Here is an 8,897-nt window from a genome sequence, read left to right as displayed (position 1 = left end):
CGCCCGAGGCGCAACTCAACATCGCGCGCCGCGTCGACGATTGGGCTTAGCCCGAGATCCTCGGCGAGGCTCGCCACCAAGTGCGCGCGGAACCGGGCCTCCTCGAAGTCGCTGGCCAGCACGGCATACCCGATGGCCTCCGCCTCAGCGTTGATGCTGGCGAACTGCAGGACCGCGGCTTCGTTGGGGTGGGTCATGGCCGGAGCATACCGCCGGGCGTGTCCCACCGCCTGAGACCGCCCCGGCGTAGGCTGGGCTAATGCCCTACCGAGCCCTCACCGTAGAGATCATCTGGCGTCCGGCCCTGATGGGGTCGGACATCATGGTCGGCACGATCGATGGGGTGGAAGTCGGCTATGTGAGGCCCATGCCAGATGGGCGGTATCTGAGCCGGGTGATGCCTACGGCGGACTGGATGAGGCACATGGAGGCCTACGTGGGGTCAGAGGCCCAGGGGCGGCGGATGGTGGAGCGTTGGCTCTCCTACCACCTGCCAGACATCGACCGGCTTCGGACTGAGCGCCGGGCCTTCTGGGACAACTTCCAGAAGCTTGGGCCCGATCAGTAGGTGCTTTGCGATTAAATAAGCAAACCGCGTAGGAATGCGGGTTGTAGGCCATTCCATGACCAGTTCTCGGATTCGACTTAAACAAGACCGAGCTGGAAAATCTGCACATATTTTGCACATGCATGGGCAGAAATGGCTTGGCAGAGCCAAAATTGGATTCCTATTTCCGGCACCATAGATCAGTCCAAGGGCGTCCAGACGAGTCCTTGAGGCACAAAGAAGCCAGCGGAAACGCTGGTTTTTTTGTACCCGCTTTTCACGCTTGGACATGGCGCGCGGCACGGCTTTGCCGGGCGGGGTGAACACCGTTCCGAGCGTGTGCGTCGGTAGATTGCGAGCCACGATGCGTGCTGCTGGTGTAGGTATTGCCCTACAGACAAGGCGAGGAAATCAGGGGAGGATTTCCTGAACAGATCCGGGGAGTCTCATGCGCATTCTTGCTTGCTTTGCCTTGGTCGCCCTTGCCGGGTGCGCCACCACGAATCACGACTACGCATACGATCGGCCGGCTTCCGCTCAGTCGCCGCCCGGTCCCGTCTGCTCCTCAAGTGGCAACAACGCGACGGCCTGCGCAGCGGGTGTCGTCGTGAGCGCGATCCTGCATCAGGCGTCGAATTAGCGGTTGTCATACCGGGGATGAATGCCAAGGCTTAGTAGCGGATAAACGCCCGGAGACACGCAGCGCATCGATGAGGCGCGGGGAAGATAAGCTCCTTCTACCGGCTGCCAAGGATATTCGTCATGCGACGTCTGATAATGGCTCTTGTTCTCGTGGCTACCTTTTCCGCCCATGCCCAGCTCACGCCCGAGCAGAAGGAGCAGGCGAGCAAGGTGGTGGACAAGGATCTGAAGCGGATGAAATCCACGGGAGAAGAAACCCGTCGACTCAACGCGATGATCCAGAATGCCAGCCCGGAGCAGAAGCACGAGTACGGAAAGCTCATCAAGCAGCGCGATAATCAGACGGCGGGTACGCCGTGGGAAGCGCCGCATGCCATCACGCCGATCGAATCCGCCGCGAATCCGTCGACGCCTTCGTGGCATGCACCAGGAAACGCGGAGATTCCCTACAACGCGCCCGGCCGCAGCCACCGGGTGACGGAAGGCTTGCAGGAAGCGCGCTCCGCGTGCGCGGCCAACGCGCATCCCGAGCATGATTCGACCTGCCAGGCCTTGTCGACGAATTCGGGATACTGAGGACGCATGGGGCACGATAGGCGTGGCCTCTTCATGGATGGACGTGCTGCGACCATCCTTGTTTTATGGTCGTTCGCTACGTTTAAGAGATACCGATAGTCCATCCGGCACATGTTGAGCGGAGAGGGCGGATGAAACATGCCCGCTTGTTTCGCTCGTTGGTACCGGTTCGACATGTCATCCATCACGGCGCAAGCCGCCTCTACGAAACCCAAGCTTCGAATCCAGTCGCTCGACCTGATTCGTGGCATCGCAATCCTCGGCATTCTCGCGGTCAACGCGGATGGCTACGCGGTTCCTATCTCCGCCTCGCTCAAGCCGGAAAGCTGGCCGTTTCCCAACGAAGGCCTGACTGCCTTCTCGTACTGGTTCATGGACGCGTTCTTCCACGAGAAGTTCGTGACGCTGTTTTCCATGCTGTTCGGTGTGTCGTTGTTTCTCGTCGGAGGCGAACGAAACGATCCGGTGCGTGGTCGCCTGCTCAGGCGGCGGCTCATCACGTTGTTCTTCTTTGCCATGCTGCATGGGTTCGGCATCTGGTGGGGTGACATCCTTTCGTTGTATGCCGTCACGGGATGCATCATGTTCTTTTGCCGTTCGTGGAAGCCGCGAACGCTGATGACGGTGGGTCTCGCGTTATTCCTGGCCATGTCCGTTCGGGAATTCCCTGATCTGTATCCGCATCCTGCCCAGGCGACCGCGAGTGTCACGCCGGAGCACGCGGCGAATATGCAGGCCGAACACAGGGCCCGTATCGCGGCACAGATCGACGACGCCAGGTCATCCTGGGAAGGGGCGTATCGGGCCAATACGCAGGCCTACCTGAAGCTGTTGCGTGGCGATATCGACCTGGTGCCGTCGACCCTGGCGTTGATGATGATCGGCCTGGCCTTGTTTAAGTATGGTTTCTTCGCAGGCGCGTGGCCTGATCGTCGCTATCGCGTACTGGTTGTCGTCGGCGCCCTGGCCCTGGCGCTCGTGTGCTGGTTGACCTGGCAACAGGACATCCTCGCATCCCCGGTCGTCGGCGGTCACTTCCTTCAGTTGATCGTGTCGCCCTGGGCTGCGCTCGGCTACGCGGCGGGCCTCATCCTGCTCATACGGGCCGGGGCCGCGCGCCTGCTTTCACCGATCGCAGCGGCCGGGCGCATGGCGTTCACCAACTACTTGACCCAGTCGCTGATCATGACCTCGATCTTCTACGGCGGTCGTGGTGGCTGGATGGGGCAGGTCGATCGACCGGTGTTGTGGGCTATCGTCGTCGGCGTCTGGTGCCTTCAACTGATCTGGTCACCGCTGTGGATGTCACGTTTCGACATGGGGCCGTTCGAATGGGTCTGGCGTTGCTTTACCTACGGTCGTCGTGTCCCCATCCGGACGCCACGTTAGGCGCGCCCGGAAATCGCCAGCATTCGGCCATTGGCGCGACCATTCGTCCACCCAGTCTATGCGGGTTTCCGTCAATGGATTTTTGCCGATGATCAAGCAACTCCTGTGTGGCCTGTCCCTCTCGCTCGCGACATGCACGGCGTTGGCCGCCACGTCCGCCGTCGACCTTCGTACCTCGCTCGAGCAGGTGGCGAAGAAAGCCCGGCCCGGTACGCTGGGCATTCTCGTCATGGATCCTGTGACGGGCGACACCATCAAGGTGAACGACGACCGCAGCTACCTGATGATGAGCGTGTTCAAGGCGCCGGTGGCGGCGGCTGTGCTGGACCAGATCGACGCGGGCAAGCTGTCGTTCGACAAGAAGGTGCACCTGACTCCCGCCGATGTGGTTCCCGGATCGGCGGTTCCCTCGGTGGGCGTGCGCCTGAAGTCGGGGTCGCTCGATCTCACGATCGACGAATTGCTGCATGCGGCCGTGACGCAAAGCGACAACACGGCGGTGGATGCCCTGATCCGTGTCCTGGGCGGCGGCAAGGTCGTGACGGCTTATCTCGAAGGCAAGGGCGTGCATGGGATGCGCATCGACATGGGCGAGCGTGATCTCGGCCGAGTACTTGACGATCTCAAGCCGGGCGAACAGTACCCCGACGATATCTCGGAGGCCGAGCAGGATCGTCGCCTGACGAAGGGCTTCGCGGCGGTCGTGGCCGGCAAGCTCAATTCGACGACGCTCGATGCGGCCGGCGCGTTTCTGCGTCGCCTCCAGGCGGGAGACATGGTGTCGCCGACCTCGACGAAACGATTGCTGGACATGATGACCGCCCAGGTCATCCCGAACCGTATCCGCGCAGGTCTGCCAGCCGGCTTCCAGATCGCCGACAAGACGGGTACCGGTCCTTCGACCCGCGATCATCTCACCGCGTGGAACGACATCGGTATCGTGACCGCACCCGATGGGCGGAAAAAGATCGTCGTGCTGCTGTTGAGCGACGCGAAGATGTCGTCCAAGCAAGCGGATGCGCTTTTCGCGGAAGTAGGCGGGCTGGTTGCCGCCACCATGCAGTGAGATGGATCGACGGCCGGGCAAGCCGACCGTCGTCTTTCAGGGTGCCGCGCGTGGATCAGAAGCGGTATTCGACGCCGGCGGACCAGGAGTTCAGCTTCGGGGAGAGGTGATAGCCGTAGGTGCTGTAACGGGGGGCGTAATGGTCGTACGTGACCTGAAGGTCCAGGTTCGGCATCAGATGCATACCGAAGCCTGCGCCGACGTAGTATCGGGTGCTGTTGTGTATATCGCTATCGCTATCGCTGTACGACACGCCATCGGAGACGCTGTAGGACTTCGTCGTGTTGTTCAGGCGGTAGCGTGCGATGCCGCCACGCAGCATGAGGAAGTACGTCTCGGACATGTCCCACTTGGCGTTGACGCCCAAGGTGGCCGCCTTGACGCTACCGCGATTGCGTGAGGTACCCGAAAGGCTGTGGGGGCCGTAGTTCAGGCTGTAATTATACGTATTGCTGCGATGTCCCAGATCCACATAGCCGGCTTCCACGCCGAGGGCGAAGGAGGGGGCGACCGCCCAGCGATAACCGCCGGAGACTCCGAAGGAGAATTTTCCGTTGCTGGTGGACACGGTCGTGCGACCTGCGTCTGCCTGGACGAAGACGCCGCTGTTGTCCGCATGCGCGATGGAGATGGATACGAGTGCCGCTATGGCGGTGGCGGCAAGCAAGCTCAGCTTTTTCATGAATTCCCTGTTCCTGTCTTTTGTCAATGTCGCGTGAAGCTGTCGCGACAGGGGCATCTTAGACAGGCACTTCCCGAATTCATGTAGGGGCATTCCTACAAGGTCGTCGGGCATCAGTAAGTGTTCAGCTCTTTGGGCCTGGAGACGTAGGGGGTTTTCTCCCGATTGCGTTATCACCTGAACGAGCCAGCGCAAGGGGGACTCGGACAGGTGACCAAACCCTTCCATCACGAGGATCTCCCATTGCTCCGCCGCGCCAGGCTTGGGGTGATCCTGGACGAGCTGCGCCGGGAGGGCGCTTCCAGCATCGGCGCGCAGGCTCTTTCGCTGGGCATCCATCCCTTCGATCTGGCCGAGATCATCGAAGGAGCCGATATCGACGACCGTATGGCGCGTGACATCGAGTGGGCGATGAATCTGCGCCATGGATGGCTGGACGACGAATCGAGTCTTTGAGGTCCGTGGATATGCATTCCTTGCCCAAACCCGTGCGTCTCTGGCTTCGCTGCAAGGATCGGGCAGGGCGCTCCGTCTTCGCTGCCGTCACCGCGGGGAAGGACGAAGACGCTTCGCGTGCCGTCTGGCACGCCATCTTTCCGGGTACCGGCTTGCCTGCGGGAGAGATGCTGGGAAGTTCGGCGTCGCTCGACGACGTGGCCGACGATGTCTGCGCGCGAGTCGCAAGCCTGGAGGCCTATCGCTCCCCCTGAGCGCCTGCCATCGCGGGGTTCGGCGTGCTTCGTGCTCGCCAGGCGAGCAGTGGCCACACCAGGAGGTAGAACATCGCGCCGAACGCCCAGATCGCGCCCGGCCACCATCCGCGTGACCACCCGTAGACGGCGCTGACGAGCAATGGCCCCACGATGCCCGTCAGGCTGATGACGCTGGCGAGCACGCCTTGCAGTTCTCCTTGCCTGGCGTCGTCTACCTCGCGTGACAGCAGTGCCTGCAGGGCGGGCATCGCCATGCCGCCGGCGGCAAACAGCGGCAGCGCAAGGAAGGGAATCCACGAACGTGTCGCGATCGACATGAGCAGCATGCCGACGATTTCCGCAGCCAGTCCGGCGAGCAGCGCGGCCGCCTCGCCAAGCCGCTTCACCGCGGCACCGGTAAGGACGGCCTGGGCCATGGCATGACAGGCACCGTACGCCGCAAGCGACAATCCGGCCACCGACAGGGACCAGGCGAGGCGATCCTGGCCGTAGAGGATCCAGAGCGTGCCGGGTATTTGCGACACGAAGCTGATCAGGGCGAACACGCAGGCCAGCGGAAGCAGGCGGGGACCACCTGAAAGGCGGTGCAGGGCGGTGAACGGATTGACGGCTTTCAGCGAGAGCGCCGGGCGATCGTCAGCCGCCCGGGATTCGGGCAGGAAGATCAGGGCCAGCAATGCATTCGCGCCATTGAGGATCGCGGCAGCGACGAACGGGGCGCGCAGGTGCCAGTCGCCGAGCAGGCCACCCAGCACGGGGCCGGCGATGAAGCCCAGGCCGAACATCGCACCCAGCTGGCCGTAACGGCGCGCACGTCCTTCCGGGGGCGTCAGGTCGGTGAGCGAGGCGGTGGCGACGGCCATGTTCGCGCCGGTGGCCCCCGAGATCAGGCGTCCCACATACAGCCAGGCGAGGGAGGGGGCGACGGCCATCAACACATAGTCTGCGGCCGCGCCAATCATCGACAGCAGCAAGATGGGGCGCCGGCCAAAGCGGTCACTCAGCGCCCCGAGGATCGGGGCGCACAGGAACTGCATCAGCGCGTAGGCGGCCAGCAGCCCGCCGTAGTGAAAGGTCTGCGTGCCAGGAGGTGCCAGGGTCCGCAGCAGCCCGGGAAGGATCGGCATGATGAGACCCAGCCCGACGGCATCGAGCAGGATCGCGATGAGGATGACGGGAATGGCGAGGCGCATACGGTTATCTATCAATGATAGGGAGACAGCATGGCATACTTTATCTATCATCGATAGGGTATGGCTGACACCAAAACCTCCCGTCCCGCCCGGCGACTCAGCAAGGACGATGTTCTGAGCGGAGCACTGGTTCTGCTCGACGATATCGGTATCGACGCACTCACCACGCGTCGGCTTGCCGAGTATCTCGGGGTGCGCTCACCCAGCCTCTACTGGCACTTTCCCAGCAAGGAGGCCTTGCTCGAGGCCATGGCCGAGCGGATAGGGCGCGAGCATCACGATTCGCCGCCGCCGACATCCGGCACCGACTGGCGGACGTGGTTCCTGGCCAATGCGCTGAGTTTCAGGCGGTCGCTGCTGGCCTATCGCGATGGTGCCCGCCTTCATGCGGGTACCCGCCCCCGACCCGGTGACTTCAGCGGTATCGAGGCCAAGATGGTCTTCTTGCGAGCGGCAGGTTTCGAGGCTGAAGAAGCCGTGCGTCTGATGATGGCGACCGGGCGTTTCGTGGTCGGCTGGGTGCTGGAAGAACAGGCCGAGCCAACGCGTGTCGTCTCGGCCGACATGCCGGACGCGACCAACCACCCCTTGCTCAGCGCGGGGTGGGTATCGGTCAGCGAAGCGGATCCGGAGGAGGCATTCACCAGCGCGGTAACGCTGCTGGTGGATGGGGCGGAAGCCGCGATGCGGCGTCGCCAGGAAAAGGCCTGACGTCGGTCAGGCAGCCATGCGGGTCTGGGCGCCGAGGTAGCGCAGGCCGATGGACAGCGCCATGTCGTAACCGGCCATGGCGTTACCCGGCACCACTACGCTGACCAGCGAGGGGTGTCCTGGAGCAAGCATCGAGGCATCGGTCTCGTCGCTGCCGTCGTGGATCTCGATGTAGGGGACGTCGAGTGCGGCCAGCGCCCGGCGAAGCGGTACCACTTCGGCTTCGGGAACATCGGCGGCATCCACATCCAGCAGCACCAGTTCGGCGTGGTCGATGGGCGAGCGATCCAGGTGACCGGTCAGTTCGATGAAGTCGTTGCACGGACGCCAGAGCAAGTCCACGCCGGCCGCCTGCGCGCGCTCCCACAACCGCCACATGGCGCCCTCGGCGAGGTGGGAGGGGTGGGTTTGGCATGGACCGGTGATGACGACGATCGACATCGGGGCGACTCGTGGGGAAGGGAGTCCAGTATCCGGGGGCGTCCCGTAAAAAAGCTGCCCGCATGGGGCGCTTTCCGGGTAACGGTTGCGTAAAGAGATACGACGCATATCGCGGGCCGGCAGGTAAGTGCTAATTTCAGCGCTTTCGGCCAAAGGCTTGCACATGGACGCAACGCGAGACACTTTCCGCACGACCCGACTTCATCTCGACGCCCTCGTACCCGACGACGCGCACACGCTCTTCGCGTATCGGGGTGACGATGCGGTCGCCCGATACCAGGGCTGGCGTCCGGCCGATATCGCCGAGGCGGAACGGTTCATCGCGGAGCAGTCCTCGCTAGGCTTCCGGGAGCCCGACAGCTGGGCGCAGCTCGCCGTACGCGACAGGGAAACCGGCGAGTTGCTGGGTGACCTCGGCGTGCATTTCCCCGCGAGTACCGATGACGCGATCGAGTTCGGTGTCTCCCTGCGTCCCGACCGGCAGGGGCGGGGCTACGCGCGCGAGGCGATGAGCGCCATGCTCGACGCCGCGTTCGGTGACTGGGGATATCGCCGTGCGGTCGGCTCGGTCGATCCGCGCAACGTGGCCAGCATCGCGCTGCTGCGGTCCCTGGGGTTTCGTCAGGAGGCCCATCATGTCGAAAGCTACTTCTTCCGCGGGGAATGGGTCGATGACATGATTTTCGCCATGTTGGCGCGGGAGTGGCGCTCGTCCTCCCGTTGATGCGACAGACAATGCGCTAAAACGGCAATTTGTCGCAGTATTGCTGCCGATCGCCGGAAATGCATACACGATCTTCATGGGGCGGGTGCGACACACGATGGCGAGGGGACGCATCGGCACCCACCTGAACGATCGGCGGCCGGAAATTCATTCGGTCGCCCAACGACCGCGGGATGACATCATGGAAACGCCAGTGCACTACAGGGGATACGA

General features: G+C 63.0%; 12 protein-coding genes. 8 read left to right on the top strand and 4 right to left on the bottom strand.

All coding sequences use genetic code 11. The features are described from left to right. On the bottom strand, positions 1–197 hold a 197-nt coding region (locus GAK28_RS17450; protein ID WP_291782056.1), incomplete at its 3' end, for a hypothetical protein. A 62-nt stretch (positions 198–259) separates the two neighbouring features. Here GAK28_RS17450 and GAK28_RS17445 point away from each other — a divergent pair. From GAK28_RS17445 to bla, 4 genes are all read left to right on the top strand, one after another. Next, positions 260–568, top strand: coding sequence for a hypothetical protein (locus GAK28_RS17445; protein ID WP_291782053.1), 309 nt, complete (start codon positions 260–262; stop codon positions 566–568). Positions 569–1,309: 741 nt separating this feature from the next. Further along, complete coding sequence (locus tag GAK28_RS17440; protein ID WP_291782049.1) at positions 1,310–1,765, top strand: hypothetical protein; 456 nt, start codon at positions 1,310–1,312, stop codon at positions 1,763–1,765. A 138-nt stretch (positions 1,766–1,903) separates the two neighbouring features. Beyond that, complete coding sequence (locus GAK28_RS17435) at positions 1,904–3,154, top strand: DUF418 domain-containing protein (protein WP_291782047.1); 1,251 nt, start codon at positions 1,904–1,906, stop codon at positions 3,152–3,154. An 88-nt stretch (positions 3,155–3,242) separates the two neighbouring features. Continuing rightward, on the top strand, positions 3,243–4,220 hold the full coding sequence (bla, locus tag GAK28_RS17430) for a class A beta-lactamase (protein ID WP_291782045.1): 978 nt from the start codon (positions 3,243–3,245) through the stop codon (positions 4,218–4,220). Between the two features lie 55 nt (positions 4,221–4,275). On the opposite strand, the gene GAK28_RS17425 is transcribed toward bla, so the two are convergent. Further along, entirely contained in the window at positions 4,276–4,902 is a 627-nt protein-coding gene (locus tag GAK28_RS17425) for an outer membrane beta-barrel protein (RefSeq protein ID WP_291782043.1), read from the bottom strand. 165 nt (positions 4,903–5,067) lie between these two features. Here GAK28_RS17425 and GAK28_RS17420 point away from each other — a divergent pair, with 165 nt between their 5' ends. Together GAK28_RS17420 and GAK28_RS17415 are read left to right on the top strand one after the other, a co-directional pair. Next, positions 5,068–5,358: a hypothetical protein gene (locus GAK28_RS17420; protein ID WP_291782040.1), complete on the top strand. Its 291-nt coding sequence runs from the start codon at positions 5,068–5,070 to the stop codon at positions 5,356–5,358. A gap of 5 nt (positions 5,359–5,363) precedes the next feature. Next, on the top strand, positions 5,364–5,612 hold the full coding sequence (locus GAK28_RS17415) for a hypothetical protein (protein ID WP_291782037.1): 249 nt from the start codon (positions 5,364–5,366) through the stop codon (positions 5,610–5,612). Here GAK28_RS17415 and tet read toward each other — a convergent pair. Next, positions 5,597–6,808, bottom strand: a complete 1,212-nt coding sequence (gene tet / locus GAK28_RS17410) for a Tet(A)/Tet(B)/Tet(C) family tetracycline efflux MFS transporter (protein ID WP_291782035.1) — start codon at positions 6,806–6,808, stop codon at positions 5,597–5,599. The genes GAK28_RS17415 and tet overlap by 16 nt on opposite strands. 60 nt (positions 6,809–6,868) lie before the next feature. Here tet and GAK28_RS17405 point away from each other — a divergent pair, with 60 nt between their 5' ends. Then, positions 6,869–7,519: a TetR/AcrR family transcriptional regulator C-terminal domain-containing protein gene (locus GAK28_RS17405; RefSeq protein ID WP_291782032.1), complete on the top strand. Its 651-nt coding sequence runs from the start codon at positions 6,869–6,871 to the stop codon at positions 7,517–7,519. A 6-nt stretch (positions 7,520–7,525) separates the two neighbouring features. Here the strand turns inward: GAK28_RS17405 and GAK28_RS17400 are convergent, their stop codons facing one another. Beyond that, positions 7,526–7,960: a hypothetical protein gene (locus GAK28_RS17400; protein WP_291782029.1), complete on the bottom strand. Its 435-nt coding sequence runs from the start codon at positions 7,958–7,960 to the stop codon at positions 7,526–7,528. Between the two features lie 163 nt (positions 7,961–8,123). Here GAK28_RS17400 and GAK28_RS17395 point away from each other — a divergent pair, with 163 nt between their 5' ends. Next, positions 8,124–8,684, top strand: coding sequence for a GNAT family protein (locus GAK28_RS17395; RefSeq protein ID WP_291782026.1), 561 nt, complete (start codon positions 8,124–8,126; stop codon positions 8,682–8,684). Positions 8,685–8,897: the final 213 nt, after the last annotated feature.

Origin of the sequence: Luteibacter sp. (assembly GCF_009912395.1) — a bacterium.
Classification (GTDB): Bacteria; Pseudomonadota; Gammaproteobacteria; order Xanthomonadales; family Rhodanobacteraceae; genus Luteibacter.
This window is presented reverse-complemented; position numbering and strand designations above follow the sequence as displayed.